This is a genomic window from Secundilactobacillus angelensis (assembly GCF_012641075.1).
Classification (GTDB): domain Bacteria; phylum Bacillota; class Bacilli; order Lactobacillales; family Lactobacillaceae; genus Secundilactobacillus; species Secundilactobacillus angelensis.
Genome location: NZ_JAAXLJ010000032.1, coordinates 1 through 15,552 on the forward strand (window position 1 = coordinate 1; position 15,552 = coordinate 15,552).

Sequence of the window (15,552 nt, forward strand, 5' to 3'; positions counted from 1 at the left end):
ATTCACAATTTAACACAGCCATGAAGGATGCAACGACTTCTAATGCCGCAAACGAAGGTGCTTATTGGAAGGATATGAGAACGGCACAGAGTCGTTTGAACGAAAATATGCCAGTGGTTCCTCTTTATTCAATGGTTGAAAGCCACTTGGTCAACCCTAAATTGAAGGGTGTTGAATATCACCCAGTTGGTGAAAATGATTATACCCGAGCTTACTTGGAAAAATAGACAGTATAAACGATATTGGAATTAAACTAACGACTCTCCGCTCCGACGTATTTGTCAGAACGGAGAGTTTTTTGGTAGTCAGCAGATAACGTGAAATTATACAAAAACCAAATAGCCCAAATCAGATGATGGAAGGGGTTACATGCATACTATATACAAGTATAATATCACTATATACAGTATATGAGCCGTTGTATTGGTAGGTAAATCGGTTTTAAAGGTATTCATAAATATAAATAGTTATTGTCGATGAATTTTCATACTTTCCCCATAATTTGTTAACCTTACTAGGTTAAACTGAGATTATACAAAAAAGAGTGGATGTATATCATATACAAATTTCTGCTCCAAGAAATGAGGGAAGTCCTATGGCATCACAGGCTCACAAAATCAACGGTGTTTCACTTACTGCCTTAGTTGTAACGACAGCGATTGGCTCCGGCATTTTTGCCTTGAGCAGTGATCTGGCTACCGCTGCGTCTCCTGGGGCTGCACTGATATCCTGGGCGATTGTTGGCTTCGGGGTGCTGATGTTGGCTGCTTGTTTAAATAATTTATTGAATAAACGATCTGACTTAGAAGGCATTTTTTCGTATGGTAAGGCGGGGTTCGGTTCATTCGTCGGTTTTATTAGCGGCTGGGGATATTGGATGTCGGCTTGGTTAGGTAACGTGGCGTTTGCTACCGTCTTTATGAGTACTTTGGGGTATTTTTTCTCGATTTTCCAGCGCGGGAATAGTCCTCAGTCGATCTTTGTTGCGAGCATTCTCGCCTGGGCGCTGACTTTGCTGGTTAATCACGGGATTGAAAGTGCGGCGTTAATGAATACCATCATTACAGTCTGCAAATTAATCCCCATTTTTACGTTTATCATTGTGGCGGTCATTCTATTTAATGGGCACATCTTCACAACTCAATTCTGGGGAAATTTCAGAGGCTCCTTAACCTTGGGTGCCATTGCGCCACAAATTCGAAGCAGTCTGATGATTATGATGTGGGTCTTCGTTGGGATTGAGGGTGCAACGGTGCTGGCGTCTCGGGCCAAGAGCCGTAAAATTGCGGGGCGGTCAACTTTAATTGGCGTGTCCTGTTTGTTACTGATTTATGTTTTGGCATCCATTTTGCCATACGGTTATCTTTCTCGAGCGGAATTAGTGACCATGAAACAGCCCGCAATGGTCTACATTTTTGAAGAGATGGTGGGTCAATGGGGTGGCGGTTTCATTAGTATTGGCCTCCTAATTTCGATTTTAGGTGCATGGCTATCATGGACTATGCTGCCCGCTGAAACCCTAGGGATGATGGCTGAACAAGGTTTGTTACCTAAACGGCTTGCTAAAAAGAACAAGCATGGTGTACCAACACTCGCATTGATGACCACTGCTTGCATGGTTCAGGGCTTTATGATCGTTTTGATTTTTGCAGAGAAAGCCTATGAGTTTGCGTATAGTTTATGTACGGCTTCAATCGTGGTTTGTTACATCATTGTTGCTGCGTACCAAATCAAATATTCGTGGCAGAATCGGAGTGCCAAGGGGAACTGGTTGCAGATTTGGATTGGAGTTGCCGCTCTGTCATTCGAGTTAGTGGGGATCACTCTATCCGGGTTGCAATATCTGTTTATTTGTCTAGTTGTGTATGTTCCGGGAATTGCGATGTATGCATTGACGCTAAAGCGGAATACTGGCCAGTATCTCAATCGCTTAGAATGGTCTGCTAGCGCTGTGATTGTTAGTGGTGCGGCTATTACTGTGGCATTGATGATAATGGGGCGGATTACATTATAGTGGAAAAGAAATAAGTCATATTTTTAATATAAATTGTTTGGTTAGCCTAAAAAATCCTTGTTTTCTAAATCATGAATGTTATAGTTAATTCAGAGAACGATGACATTCAAAGAACAGACTAGGAGGTTTTTTATGCTTACCGAAGATGATTTTGAAGCAGAAGAAATGAGTTATAAGCGGTTATTACTGGCGGTTGATGATGACGATGACGAATCGTCACGAAAGGCGTTCAATTATGCTTGTACGTTAGCCCGCACGTTTAATTTGCCATTAGGAATTGTGTCCGTAATGGAGACGGGTGATATGAACATCTATCAGTCATTGTCACCAGACATCATTAAGTCACGTCGGGATGATATTTATCATGATTTGAATACCTACGTTAGTAAAGCTAGAGCGTTCGGTGTCAAAGAAGTGACCCCATTAATTGGCGAAGGCAAGCCAGAACGGGTCATCCTGGAGGAAATCATTCCAGAGTTCAAGCCGGATTTGATTTTGTTGGGCTCGCACAGAAGTCGTGGTAATGTCAGAATTGGCCACGTAGCGGGCGCAATCATGCGAGAAGCAAAGGTATCAACGATTATTGTAAAATGAGTGAGTGCGAAACAACGCGTTAAGAGACCGTAATGCAAAGAAGTCCCACCCTAAATCCCGAACTTGGATTTAGGGTGGGGCTTCTTTGCATGCAGGTCTCTGCGTTGTTGAACACGTTAAGGCAATGTGAAAGGAACCATCCCGAACTTGGATTTAGGGTGGGGCTTCTTTGCATGCAGGTCTCTGCGTTGTTGAGCACGTTAAATTCTGGAATCTACCGAGTTTTGTCACACACTCTTATCAATCTTAGTACTTTCAATTCGTCTCAATAGTTTCTGATTGTTATTGATTCGTGCGAAAGCTTTGGCATCGCTCAGATAAGCATTTATGGTAGTGCAATCTTGATCTTCGGCAATTGCGTTTTGTGCCCGCCGGAAACAGATTCGCGCGGAATAATAAGTGACGTGGTTGTTGGCACAAATTTCGTAGCCGTACTGTAACAGTGAATCACTAGTTTTATAGTCTTTAACGTGTGCAAAGTACTGTGCGGTATAAAAGACCATATTGAGCGCACGCCAAATCGCTTTATTATCCGTTAATGGCAACGTGTGTAACTCATCGAAAACTTTCTGGAAGAAAAATTCACTCTTTTGATTTTCATTGTTATTCCCATATGCGATGCCACTACCGGTATAAGCTAACTGGGTAAAAATCGTGCTGTGAGTATCGTCCAAATCATTAAGGATTAAATTAAAGTAGTACAACGTGTCGGCAATTGGTTTTTCTAATAGTGCTGATAGGTACCCCTTCACAAAGTAATATTGCATCTGCCCCTGAACTGAGAGATTATCGAAATCAACGTTATCAAGATCGTCGTTGGCGCTATCGTACTCACTAGTAATCAGTTTAAATTCAGCTCGATCCAACAACTGGTTCGCTTTAGATTGGGCGGGTGGATTAACTGGAAAGACATCGTCTAAGGTTAAACTTAATCGGGCACACAGCTGCGTTAAAATGCGAATTGCAGGAGCTTTGCCGGAATTTTCAAATTTACTTAGCGTCGCTTGCGTACAGATGCCATCGCAGAGTTCTGCTTGTGATAGCCCCATTGCCTTACGGGCTTTGATAAAACGTTCAATATTCATGATCGATCATCCCGTATCTAGTATTTGAAATACATTATAACAGATATTCTATATTACCGTAATCCAACTTAAGTACTGATTTGAAAATGAGATGTATGACTGACAATTTAAATGGGGAAAATTACAGATAAATAAGTATGAGAAAATTATTCAAAAATAAATGTATATAAGCTATTAAAATGTTGATAATATACATAAATTAGCGTAATTTTGATAAATTCAATAAAAATTATTGCATTTTTCGGATGATGAGCCTATAGTAAGACGCATACGAAATAACAACAAAAAAATTTGTGAGGTGAAACCTATGGACGTTGCGATAGTAGGCGTTACCGGCTACAGTGGGACAGTTTTATACACGTTACTCGCTCAGCACCCGGCAATTGACCAGATTAATTTATATGGACATCAAGATGAAGGGAAAGATGGTGGGGTCCGCTATCTCGATGAATTGATTCCAGGTTTTCACGGTCAACACATTAAGATCAATCGATTTGATGTCAAACAGATCATGGCAGATAACGAAGCGGTATTCTTTGCAACTTCCTCTGGTGTTTCTAGTCAGCTCGCAGGTGAGTTCATCGACGCCGACTTTCCAGTGATTGATCTATCCGGTGATTACCGGTTGCCAGATCCAGCAGAATACGAAAAGTGGTATCACAAGCCGGCTGCACCAGCTGATCATTTACAAAAAGCATCGTATAGCCTGGCTGACTTTTACACACCGGCCACTACTTACATCGCTAATCCAGGTTGTTATGCCACAGCGACGCTACTTGGCTTAGCACCAATGGTTCAAAATGACTTGATTGATCCGGATACTATCGTGGTGGATGCTAAATCAGGCACTTCCGGAGCTGGCAAAAAGCTGACGGAGAGTACTCACTTCACTGAAACTAATGATAACTTGCAGCTCTATGGTTTGAACACGCACAAGCATATTCCAGAGATCGTGGCCCAACTTAAAAAGTGGAATGGTTCAGTGAACGCAATTCAGTTCAGCACCACGTTGCTTCCTATAACAACCGGTTTGATGGCAAGTATCTATGCCAAAGTAAAACCCGGAGTTGATCAGGCACAATTGATGGCAGCCTTTAATCAAGATTACGGTGATTCTAATTTCGTTCACGTTTTAGATGGCACCACACCGGAATTGAAAGAAGTGGTGGGCACTAATAATTGTGACATCGGGGTTGTGTATAATCCCGTTACCCACACGGTGATGGTGATTAGTGTCATCGATAATTTAATCAAGGGTGCCGCTGGTCAAGCGGTTCAGAACTTTAATCATTTATTCAATTTAGCTGAAACGACTGGTTTACCGACTTTGCCGGCCTTCGTATAAGCGCGTATTAAAAAAGGAGAAATATAGATGATAGAAACTAAGGACATCACATTAACAAGCTTCCAGTGGCCGGCAGGGTATTACAACGATGGCATTGAAATGGGGATTGGGCAAAGTGATAAATTAGATTTTGGTTACCTGGTTTCAGAAGTCCCAGCTAGCGCTGCTGGTACATATACCACTAACAAGTTTCAAGCGGCACCCACGAAACTGACTAAAAACATGATCAACCAGGATCATCAACTTCAAGCCATGGTGGTGAACAGCGCAATCGCTAATTCATGCACCGGCGAGCAGGGCGAAGACAATGCACTCACTGAACAGCAACTGCTGAGTGAGAAATTGGGAATTGATGCTCATCTAGTCGGAGTTGCTTCCACTGGTTTGATCGGTGCCCAACTGCCAATGGATAAAGTGATCGCGGGAATTAAGCAACTAAGTCCCCATCATGAAGATAACGTGACCAAAGCAGTTTTAACCACTGATAAGCATTCAAAACAAGCCTGTGTTCAGCTTGAAATGAGTGGCAAAACGGTTACCATTACGGGTTTTGCGAAGGGATCAGGCATGATTCATCCCAAGATGGCAACAATGTTGGGCTTTGTGACAACAGATGCGGCTATTGATGGCAAGTTGCTGCAGGCAACGTTAAGTGAGAATGTTGATACCACCTTTAACCAAATTACGGTTGATGGTGACACTTCCACTAACGATATGGTCGTCGTTATGGCAAATGGTATGGCAGGTGCACCAAAGCTAACTAGCAAAGAAGATGCTGATTTTTCAAGCTTCCAAGCAGGTCTACACCTCGTCCTTCAGGAATTGGCCAAGCAAATTGCTGCTGACGGTGAAGGGGCAACTAAGTTAGTTGAATGCAATGTCAACGGCGCCTTTAGTGATTTGGAGGGTCAAGAAGTCGCTAAAGCAATTGTTGGTTCCAACCTTGTTAAGTCCGCCATCTTTGGACAAGATCCAAACTGGGGCCGGATTATTTCAACCGTTGGAATGACCAATGCACATGTGGATATTGCGCATGTTGATATTGAAATCAATGGCATCAAGATGGTGCAAGATAGCTTAGCCTTACCGTTTGACGAGCAGATGGCAAGTGATAGTATGGGTGCCAACAAAGTCGTCATAGATGTTAACCTGCACGTTGGGTCAGCCACAGGTCAGGCTTGGGGCTGCGATTTAACCTATAATTACGTCAAGATCAATGCCAGTTATCATACTTAAAGGGAGTGAGCATCGTGAATCTGATCATTGTCAAAATCGGCGGCAACGCCATTTCAAAACTGAACAGCGATTTCTTCGAACAGTTGCGTCAATGGCGTCAAGCAGGTAAGAAAGTGTTACTGATTCACGGTGGCGGTCCGCAAATTTCTAAGCTGTCTGCCCAACTGAATGTGCCCACCCATAAAGAGAATGGCATTCGAGTAACCGATCAGGAAACCTTGGCGCTGACTAAAATGGTTCTGTTAGGCAACACCCAGCCGGCACTGCTGTTGCGCTTGGCACAGGAAGGTTTAGCTGCTATTGGTCTGAACGCGTCCGATCAACAGTTATTGACGGGGACCTACGTGGATCAAGCAGCTTATGGTGCAGTTGGCAGCATTACTGGCGTAAACGAATTAGCGCTTTCCAAGATTTTAAACGGTCAAGTTGGTGTTTTGGCACCACTTGCACTGACTCGGGATGGCAAGTGGCTGAATGTAAATGCTGATACAGCGGCGGCTGACGTCGCACGGCTTTTGAAAGCGAGTCAACTTTATTTGCTGACGGACGTGCCTGGCGTTTTAAAAGATGGCAAGGTGATATCAGCAATGATTCCACAAGATCTGCCACAATTGATAGAAGATAAAGTCATTACTGACGGTATGCAGCCGAAACTTTCAGCTGCGGTAAGAGCGGTACACGCTGGCGTTCAAGCGGTTCGCATTACGGATCAATTGACCCATCCAGGGACAACTTTAAAAATGGAGGCAAATGATTGAAATGAGTATGACACACGTATTTCCAACTTATAACCGGTTCGATTTTGAACTAATTTCTGGCAACGGGGTTATTGTGACCGATGACCAGGGACAGGATTACTTAGATTTCACCTCAGGTATCGGGGTTTGCAACTTCGGCTACCAAAACACGAAGATTCAAAATGCTGTTAATATTCAGTTGACCAAGATGTGGCACATTTCTAACCTCTATCAAAATCATTTGCAAGAGGCGGTTGCAGAGTTGTTAGTCGGTGAGGAGGACAAGTTAGTCTTTTTTGCTAATTCTGGGACTGAAGCTAACGAAGCTGCATTGAAGTTGGCACGTAAAGCTACTGGCAAAACAAAGGTGTTGTCATTCAACCACTCATTTCACGGCCGGACTTATGGTTCAATGTCCATGACTGGCAATGACCATATTAAAGAAGGGTTTGCACCGTTAGTCCCAGATATTAGTTTTGTAGACTACAATGATGAAGCTTCTTTAGATGCCATTACGAATGACCTTGCCGCAGTGATCCTTGAAGTTATTCAGGGCGAGGGCGGCGTCATCGTTGGTGATAAAGACTGGCTCCATGCTGTTCAAGATAAGTGTAAAGCCACAAACACCTTATTGATCGTTGATGAAGTTCAAACGGGGATCGGCCGGACGGGGTACAAGTTTGCTTACCAGGGTGTTGGCCTGGATCCAGACATTGTGACCTCCGCTAAAGCACTGGCTAACGGGTTACCTGTTGGCGCCATGATTGGTAAAGCTAATCTGGGACCGGCGTTTGGTCCTGGTACCCATGGGTCAACCTTTGCTGGGAATCCGTTGACGATGTCGGCTGCTCAAGCGGTTTTGACACAGTTAACACCGGCTTTCCTTGAAGAAGTGCGGGATAAGTCAGCGGCTGTTTGGGAAAAACTGGATCATTTTGAAGACTTAAAAGTAGTTAAGTCGATTAGCGGCCGTGGTCTGATGATTGGAATTCATCTGACGGATGATCTGCCCGTCAACGACGTCATTAAAGCCCTACATCAAAAGGGATTATTGACCCTGTCTGCTGTGGGTAATACCTTGCGACTGTTGCCGCCATTAGTAATGAGTAAGACAGATTTGCTGAGTGGCCTTCAGACCATTTATCAGGTCTTAGCTGAAAATTAAAGTCAAAAAAATACGCCTACTTTCCAAACGAAGGTAGGCGGATTTTTTTGACTTGAAATTTAGTTAAAGGTCAGTTTGTCAGTTCCATGACCAAAGACTTCTGCCTCTTTAAACGTGACAGCGTAAACGTTCATGTTGTCGCGAGCCTTCTGATCAAACATTTTGAAGCTGGCGTATTTCTTATCCATTGCCTCAAAGAGTTCGCTGCGACGGTCGTTGACCATCTTGGTATCAGCGCCAGTAACACGTACAGTACTGGCGTCTTCTGGTGACATTGGGGTAGTTGTAAAGGAAATCTGGCTATTGGCAGCTAGCTCCTTAACCTTGTCTGTATTTTTAGACGTTGCAAAGTACACGGTGTTTTCTGATTCATTTGGAAAATAAAGAAAGTTCACGGTTCGGACGTTTGGTGTATGACCAGCCATGGATTCGGTTGCTACAGCCAGGTTAGTCGCGTTCTCTAGAACGTTGATATAAGTTTCTTTTGTTGTCATGATAGTACCTCCTAGACATTTGCTATTTCTATTATAGCGTTTTCACTGACATCAATCAGTTTTCATTGACAATCTATTGCTGCTCAGTTACACTGTGTTTGGAATCATATTATATGACATATAATATTGTAGGAGGTAAATGATGTGGCCATTCAAGTGAGTTCCGAACTATTAGATGGCAGCGTACTGGCTATCTTGGCGCAACAGGACTATTACGGTTATGCGCTAACGCAGCGGGTTCAGCAAGCCATTAAAGTTTCCGAGTCGACGATGTATCCAGTTTTGCGCCGGCTTAAGAAAAACGGCTGGTTAACAACTTATGATGAACCATATCAGGGTCGTAATCGCCGTTACTATCAGATTACAACAGACGGTAAAGAACGATTGGCAACTATTCAGGGCGAGTGGAAGGACTTCAAGTTAGGCATCGATTCAATGTTAGGGGATGAAATCAATCATGGATAAATATATCGCGGAGTTTAAAAGTTATCTGAATCAGCTAAGTGATGCTGAATTAGACGAAGTTGTGAGCTTTTACTCTGAATATTTGGCGGACGGTGGTTTTGAGAATTATGAGGCCAGTGTAGAAGAATTAGGCTCGCCGCGACAGCTAGCGCGGAAAGTATTAGCTGATTACTCAATTCGGTTATTGGACGCACCAGAAAAGGAAGGACAGACCATGCGTAGCCGGGCAGCTCAATCGAAAACGCAAGTTCGAACGATTTGGCTGATTGCCTTAGCCATTCTATCCACACCATTGACGATTCCATTAGCCATTGGCGTGCTGGCGACCTTGTTCGGTTTATTAGTCGGCGCGGCAGCAATCATTTTTGCGCTTGTAGTCACGATCTTCTCCCTTGCAGTCGCTGGTATCTTTGTGTTGGGTGTTGGTGTCGGCATTATGGCACAATCGATGCCTACCGGTTTAGTATACGTTGGTGCCGGTTTATGCGTGATTGGACTTTTCGTTGCCCTTATCCCAGTGTTTAAGTGGTTGATTAGTGGTGCCATCCACGTGACGTTATCGGCCAGTCGCTGGTTATACGGTAAATTGAAGTCTAAGAATCAGGCGGAAAAGGAGCGTGACCACAAATGAAAAAGACATTTATTACGGGCATTATCATCTTGATCATTGGTGGCATTATGCTTGCTATCGGAATTGGACAGGGCGGTATTAAGTCCATTTACTGGGATAACGGTCTCAAAACCGATCGAAGCACTTCGTATTCCCGAGACATCAAAAATGTTGATACCATTAATATTGAGGGCTCGAACTACGGCCCAATTGCCATCCATCAGGGGAACGTTGCCAAGGTAACCGTACATGCGCAAAAGAGTAATCAAATTAAGACAAGCATTTCGGGTCATACGCTTTCTATTTCCGGCCATTCTAGAACCCATTTCATGTTTGACGATTTTAGTATTGATAACGGCTCGCAAACAATTGACGTGACAGTGCCGAAGAAAACCCAAATCAAAACGATTGATAATCGTGGCGAAATGAGTTTACACGTGACTGATTTAACCGTGGAAAGCCTGAAGAGTACCGGTTATGGTGACTTGAATCTCGAGAACATGAGAGTCGTCAAGGAGCTGGAAATACCTCATCAAAATTATGGCGATATCACAATGAACGGTGTGACTTTTGACCAGGGACTGAACATTGACTCTTCAGGCGACATTGCGATTCGCAACAGTCATTTCAACGGGGGTGACAGTCGTATTCATTCAGGCGATGGTGATGTGGATCTTGTGAACAATCGTTGGCAGAACCTCAGTGTGACGAGTTCTGATGGCGATTTAAATTTGGAGGATCAATTAGTCAAGGATACGTTGACCGCGAATACTACTGACGGCGATATTATCGCTCGGATTATTCCCCGAGCCGGTATTGTGATTCACGCGAATAGTTCCGATGGCGATACCAGTATCTATGGTAAGAGTCGTCATCAATACGGTGAAGTTAAAACGAATGGGCAGTCGTTTGAGCTCACTTCTTCAGATGGAGATGTGACAGTCACTCGTTAATGACAAAACGAAGGTGTGACACAACTCGGTAGATTCCAGAATATAACACAAAGGAGCGCCATTCCGATGGTCTTTATCGGGATGGTGCTCCTTTGTGTTATATGGCCGGAATCTGAGCTGTGGAGCAGGTTAAGACTACATTTAAGGAGCAAACTAAGGTCAATTATAAGTCGCCGGTCAGTAACGATACTAACCGAAATACTTACCAATATCGACTTATGGCACACCCTCGTTTTTAGTCAGAAAATATTAATTCTGTTCAACAATTTTAACGTCAGTACGGTCTTCTTTCACGACCAGGTAGAGAATCTTGGTTTGCTGTTCATCCACGAAGCCTAAATTAATGGCGGGGTAACCGTCGATCTTGCTGATTCCTTGAAAGCGATCAACCATCGAACGCTTCAATAGTTCCATCGTTTCTCGGTGGGCAGATGCTTTTTTTTCGGCGGCAGTTAAGGTGAATCCTTGTTTAATGTAGTTATTGATCATGAAAACGCGAATTAGTGTGTCATACGAATATTTCCGATTTTGACCTTTAACTTTTTCACTAGTAATGTAACCTTTTTGCTCCCAATACCGTAATTGACTCTGTGAAACACCAGTAGCGGCAGCAACATCACCGATACCAAGGTGCCAGTTAACTTTCTTGGAGAAAGTTTTAAACGCATCGTGTTCCTCTGTGTCCAAATTCATCCCTCTTCTCATGAAATACTTATTGAAACGGTTTTCTTTCCTATTAGAATAGGCTTTTATTTATTAGATTAGTTGATAATCATATCCGATTTCATAAGGAATAGTATATACAATCGAATAAATTTGTCAAGATAGTTGACAAATACCTTTCAAGTTATTATAGTAGTTCTCAGTCGTAAAAAAGAAAACAAATGAAAAGAAGGTTTTAATTAGTGGGTAACGCAGTAGACACAAAGGGGAAAACCTATAATAGAGGGTTACTGATCATTGTTTTGCTGATCGGTACTTTCTTCACGGTCCTCAATCAAACGATTTTATCTACAGCATTTCCGACCTTAATGAACGCGTTCAACGTTTCAACCGCGACCGTTCAGTGGTTAACTACCGGATTTATGCTGGTTAACGGGATCATGATCCCAATTAGTGCTTGGTTAAGTTCTCGTTTTAATACCAAGTGGCTCTACATCACTGCAATGACAATATTCTTTATTGGTACATTGGTGGCATATACGGCACCAACCTCCAACTTTGGAATCCTATTAACAGGACGGCTACTCCAAGGTATTGGTGTTGGTGTCACCATGCCACTGTTGCAAACTATTATGTTGTCAGTCTTTCCGCCAGAACGTCGTGGGACCGCCATGGGGCTTGCCGGTATCGTTATCGGTGTAGCACCTGCCATTGGCCCAACACTTTCTGGGTGGGTCATTGATAGTTTCACCTGGCGTGATTTATTTGGAATGACATTACCTTTCTTAGCTTTAGTTATTATTGGTAGTCTTTTCTGGATGCATCCAGTTTTGGAGACGAAAAAGGAAGGCATCGATGTGCTTTCAGTTATCCTATCTACGATTGGGTTCGGTAGTGTTCTCTACGGTTTCTCATCAGTTGGTAACGATGGCTGGGGTAGTACAACCGTTATCACATCACTGATTATTGGTGTTATTTTTGTGGCACTATTCATTTGGCGTCAACTGAAAATGGATGATCCTTTCTTGGAAATGCGGGTTTACCGTTCAAAGCCATTTATGATTTCGGCAATTTTGAGTTCAATCTCAATGATGGCCATGGTTGGTGTTGAAATGGTGATTCCTTTGTATTTACAAATTGTTAAAGGCATGTCAGCTTTCCATTCAGGTTTAACCTTACTGTTTGGTGCAGTTATGATGGCCGTTATGAGTCCAATCACTGGTCGTGCCGTTGACCGTTATGGTGCAAAGCGGTTGTCATTAATGGGAATGATTCTGCTAACATTGGGTTCAATTCCATTTATCTTCATTACTAAAGACACGCCAACGGCCTACATCGTCGTGCTTTACGCCGTTCGGATGTTTGGTATTTCAATGGCGATGATGCCTGCGACCACTGTTGGTATGAATGCTTTACCAGTTCACTTGATTGGTCATGGGACCGCTGTGAACAACACCCAACGACAAATTGCCAGTTCAATTGGTACTGCTGTTTTGATTAGTATTTTAACGAACGTAACTAATGATGATATGCCTGGTAAACACTTATTGAAGACTAATCCGTTGTCATATAAGGATCAAGCCATCAACGCAACTTTAAATGGTTACCACGCTGCGTTCATTGTTGCCGCAATCTTCTGTCTCTTGGCTGTGATTACTGCCTTCTTCATGAAGAACCGTGGGAATGCGAGTGATTACATCGAAAAAGATGGGGGTGAAAGCAAATGATCTTAATTCTACTTGGAGTCTTTGCCGTTTTAGCTTTCGTTTTCTTCATCTATATTGAAAACAATGCTGTCAGTATTACATTAACGGTTTTATCTCTACTTGGACTGGTCGTTTCCAGTGTTTACGCTGTTCAAAACTGGCAAAATCATTACGGTTTGGAACAATACACCACGACTACAACGAAGAATATTTATTCTGTTAGTCCTAACAAACAAATGTCGATGATTCTTTACCAGCCAATTGGTTCAAAGAATGATCATCAGGTTTACATTTACAAGAATAGTGAGAATGCTAAGAAGCCAGTTCATACACAGGCGAATAGCAGTACAACAAACAAACTCTCAAGAATTAATGGTACAACTCAAATGACGACGACGGTTACCCGCTGGCGTTATAAGAGTGGCGCTGCGAAATTCTGGTTCGCCTTTACCGGTGAAAACCACAAGTTCGTCAAGCGGACCAACAAAATCGAAGTTAATAAGAACTGGTTGGTTCTGTCAGTTGCTCAGTCTAAGGCACTTCAAAAACAAATGAAGTCTAAGACCTATCAAGCACAATTGCAGCAACAGGGTAAAGCCTTCGTGATGAAGGGGATGCAAGCTGCAATGCAGAAGAACCCAACGATGTCTAAAGCCGACCAAGCTAAGCTGCAAAAGCAGTTGCAAGGTCAGTTCCAGGCACAAGCAGTTCAGAAACTCATTACTCAGATTCAAAAATAATTCAAAACACAACTAATTAAAGCTAAAAGACCACTTTTCGATGAGAAGTGGTCTTTTTTGTACAGAAATCTAGAAATTGTAAACACCCCTAACTTTCTGATATGACAATAATTGTCCCAATTCGTTCCAAAAAATTTGAATCTTATTTTAAATATCCTGGAAAAATTCTAATAAAACGGGTCTTTTTTCTACTCTAGATTTGCTAATGTAAGGGTGTGCATAGCACAACGTTGTACTTGCTTCATTTTTTTAGGCATTAAAAATATGAGGAGGAATCGAACATGGGAAGAGGTTCAAAAAATTTATCTAAGGGGAACCGGAAGTTAGCTCTGATGCACAATTCAGAGTCATTACACTACCGGATGTATAAGGCAGGTCGTACCTGGCTATTTGCAGGTATCGCCAGCTTTTCATTAGGTGCTGTCCTGTTTGGGGCACGGGTTTCCGCATCTGCTGCAACAACAGACACAACACCAACTGCACAGCAACAACAGCAACCTGCTGCGACTACTGATACAGGTGCTGCACAAGCTGCTACACAGGATCAACCTGCTGCAGTTCAAACTAAGACGGCGGTTGATCCAACGTCAACGACCCAACCAGGAGATATTACAAAGACTGTAACGACTCCGTCAACAACCACAACGGCGCCAAAGCTAAATACTGATTCGAATGATTTCGAAGGTAAAGCTTCTGCACCGGCTGGTAATACAGACACAGCCGAAACAGCCGGAGCCCTTATTAAGACCGGGATTTTTGGGAATGGTATCTCAACAGCTGCTGATAACAGTACAACAGCAAAATTAGGTACTAAGGATAAAGCTGTGGCGAATGTTGATACAGCTAATACCAATCAGAATCGTGCTGCAAACAAATATACTGACGCCCAAGATCCTAACAAGACAAGTTCCATTCCAGCAACTACTAAGGGTGCCATTAATTCTGGTGCCACACCAGATCAAGTTCTCGCTGGTGGGTTAACGATGACCAAAGGGTCTGGTGGTCAAACTGAAACTGACGCACAAAATCCTACTGCAAAAAATAATGATGACTTGGATCAAACAATTCAATCAAACGTTGTTGACCAAAGCGACACTGCTGCTAGAGCAGATAGTTCTGATTATAACCCCGATGCCATTTTGGATCAGGCAAATGATCAAGGTGCCATCAGTTCGGATTCAGGCGTGGCTGATAAAACAACCAACCAGACTGGGTTAGTTACTCGCTATGGTACTTTGTACGCACAAGGGAATTCATCAGGTTTAGGCGATGTTACTATCGCCGGAAGCAGCCAACAAGGTGTCAACTTTGGTATTCCAAGTAACTTGCAAGGTCAAAATGTAAACTTACAAGTCGGAAACTTTAAAGTTATTGCCCAAAGTGATGTTGGTGTTGTCTTACAAACACAAACTGGTGAACGCTTCCAGATCACTAATGCTGACCTAGGTAAAGATTCAACTGTCACTACTGATGGCGGCGGAATTTTAGGCTTTGGTGGTGCCACATTAGATGGTGTTCAAGGCATTTACAGTGCTATTGCACCAAATAATACAACTATTAAGTATACCAATTCAAAAGGTGATGTTGTAGACAGCAAGAACTATAAAGACTTGTTCAAGCCAGGTAACACTGTTAGTGGGCTTGGCGGTAGCGTCAAGAATCTTGTGTAAACGAAATGCCTTCGTACATATAATATGTATCTAACTTAAATAAATGATGCTTCCAAGGTGTCCTGGAGTCCTTTG

Annotated in this window: 15 protein-coding genes and 1 pseudogene; 13 read left to right on the forward strand and 3 right to left on the reverse strand. The window is 42.9% G+C overall.

Translation table 11 applies throughout. From position 1 onward, the window contains the following. From HC026_RS11775 to HC026_RS11785, 3 genes and pseudogenes are all read left to right on the forward strand, one after another. A pseudogene (locus HC026_RS11775) lies at window positions 1–227 on the forward strand (peptide ABC transporter substrate-binding protein); the annotation flags it as partial. Between the two features lie 368 nt (window positions 228–595). After that, window positions 596–2,014 (forward strand): arginine-ornithine antiporter, encoded by a 1,419-nt coding sequence (gene arcD, locus HC026_RS11780; RefSeq protein WP_168926116.1) that lies wholly within the window; start codon window positions 596–598, stop codon window positions 2,012–2,014. A 132-nt stretch (window positions 2,015–2,146) separates the two neighbouring features. Further along, entirely contained in the window at window positions 2,147–2,608 is a 462-nt protein-coding gene (locus HC026_RS11785; RefSeq protein ID WP_168926117.1) for a universal stress protein, read from the forward strand. Window positions 2,609–2,835: 227 nt separating this feature from the next. On the opposite strand, the gene HC026_RS11790 is transcribed toward HC026_RS11785, so the two are convergent. Continuing rightward, a complete protein-coding gene (locus HC026_RS11790) occupies window positions 2,836–3,693 on the reverse strand; it encodes a helix-turn-helix domain-containing protein (protein ID WP_168926118.1) in 858 nt (285 codons plus the stop codon). Between the two features lie 307 nt (window positions 3,694–4,000). Here HC026_RS11790 and argC point away from each other — a divergent pair, with 307 nt between their 5' ends. The 4 genes from argC to HC026_RS11810 are packed head-to-tail and all read left to right on the forward strand — an operon-like array spanning window position 4,001 to window position 8,176. Further along, complete coding sequence (gene argC / locus HC026_RS11795) at window positions 4,001–5,038, forward strand: N-acetyl-gamma-glutamyl-phosphate reductase (protein WP_168926119.1); 1,038 nt, start codon at window positions 4,001–4,003, stop codon at window positions 5,036–5,038. A 27-nt stretch (window positions 5,039–5,065) separates the two neighbouring features. Next, on the forward strand, window positions 5,066–6,274 hold the full coding sequence (argJ, locus tag HC026_RS11800) for a bifunctional glutamate N-acetyltransferase/amino-acid acetyltransferase ArgJ (RefSeq protein WP_168926120.1): 1,209 nt from the start codon (window positions 5,066–5,068) through the stop codon (window positions 6,272–6,274). A gap of 11 nt (window positions 6,275–6,285) precedes the next feature. After that, a complete protein-coding gene (argB, locus tag HC026_RS11805) occupies window positions 6,286–7,032 on the forward strand; it encodes an acetylglutamate kinase (RefSeq protein WP_168926129.1) in 747 nt (248 codons plus the stop codon). A gap of 1 nt (window position 7,033) precedes the next feature. Beyond that, the gene (locus tag HC026_RS11810) at window positions 7,034–8,176 is read left to right on the forward strand and encodes an acetylornithine transaminase (RefSeq protein ID WP_211089491.1); all 1,143 of its coding nucleotides are present in this window, start codon (window positions 7,034–7,036) and stop codon (window positions 8,174–8,176) included. Window positions 8,177–8,235: 59 nt separating this feature from the next. On the opposite strand, the gene HC026_RS11815 is transcribed toward HC026_RS11810, so the two are convergent. After that, on the reverse strand, window positions 8,236–8,670 hold the full coding sequence (locus tag HC026_RS11815) for a pyridoxamine 5'-phosphate oxidase family protein (protein ID WP_168926121.1): 435 nt from the start codon (window positions 8,668–8,670) through the stop codon (window positions 8,236–8,238). A gap of 144 nt (window positions 8,671–8,814) precedes the next feature. Between HC026_RS11815 and HC026_RS11820 the strand changes: the two genes are divergently transcribed. From HC026_RS11820 to HC026_RS11830, 3 genes are read left to right on the forward strand one after another with little or no spacing between them, the layout of a single operon-like run. After that, a complete protein-coding gene (locus HC026_RS11820; RefSeq protein WP_168926122.1) occupies window positions 8,815–9,135 on the forward strand; it encodes a PadR family transcriptional regulator in 321 nt (106 codons plus the stop codon). Further along, window positions 9,128–9,766, forward strand: coding sequence for a DUF1700 domain-containing protein (locus HC026_RS11825; protein WP_168926123.1), 639 nt, complete (start codon window positions 9,128–9,130; stop codon window positions 9,764–9,766). The genes HC026_RS11820 and HC026_RS11825 overlap by 8 nt, the downstream gene beginning before the upstream one ends. Further along, the gene (locus HC026_RS11830; protein ID WP_168926124.1) at window positions 9,763–10,698 is read left to right on the forward strand and encodes a DUF4097 family beta strand repeat-containing protein; all 936 of its coding nucleotides are present in this window, start codon (window positions 9,763–9,765) and stop codon (window positions 10,696–10,698) included. Before HC026_RS11825 ends, HC026_RS11830 begins: the two co-directional genes overlap by 4 nt. A gap of 249 nt (window positions 10,699–10,947) precedes the next feature. Here HC026_RS11830 and HC026_RS11835 read toward each other — a convergent pair whose 3' ends face one another. After that, window positions 10,948–11,385, reverse strand: a complete 438-nt coding sequence (locus tag HC026_RS11835) for a MerR family transcriptional regulator (protein ID WP_232843745.1) — start codon at window positions 11,383–11,385, stop codon at window positions 10,948–10,950. Between the two features lie 218 nt (window positions 11,386–11,603). Here HC026_RS11835 and HC026_RS11840 point away from each other — a divergent pair, with 218 nt between their 5' ends. From HC026_RS11840 to HC026_RS11850, 3 genes are all read left to right on the forward strand, one after another. Next, window positions 11,604–13,088: an MDR family MFS transporter gene (locus tag HC026_RS11840; RefSeq protein WP_168926126.1), complete on the forward strand. Its 1,485-nt coding sequence runs from the start codon at window positions 11,604–11,606 to the stop codon at window positions 13,086–13,088. Next, window positions 13,085–13,807: a DUF4811 domain-containing protein gene (locus tag HC026_RS11845; protein WP_168926127.1), complete on the forward strand. Its 723-nt coding sequence runs from the start codon at window positions 13,085–13,087 to the stop codon at window positions 13,805–13,807. The genes HC026_RS11840 and HC026_RS11845 overlap by 4 nt, the downstream gene beginning before the upstream one ends. A gap of 281 nt (window positions 13,808–14,088) precedes the next feature. Next, on the forward strand, window positions 14,089–15,477 hold the full coding sequence (locus tag HC026_RS11850) for a KxYKxGKxW signal peptide domain-containing protein (protein ID WP_168926128.1): 1,389 nt from the start codon (window positions 14,089–14,091) through the stop codon (window positions 15,475–15,477). The last annotated feature ends 75 nt before the right edge of the window (window positions 15,478–15,552 follow it).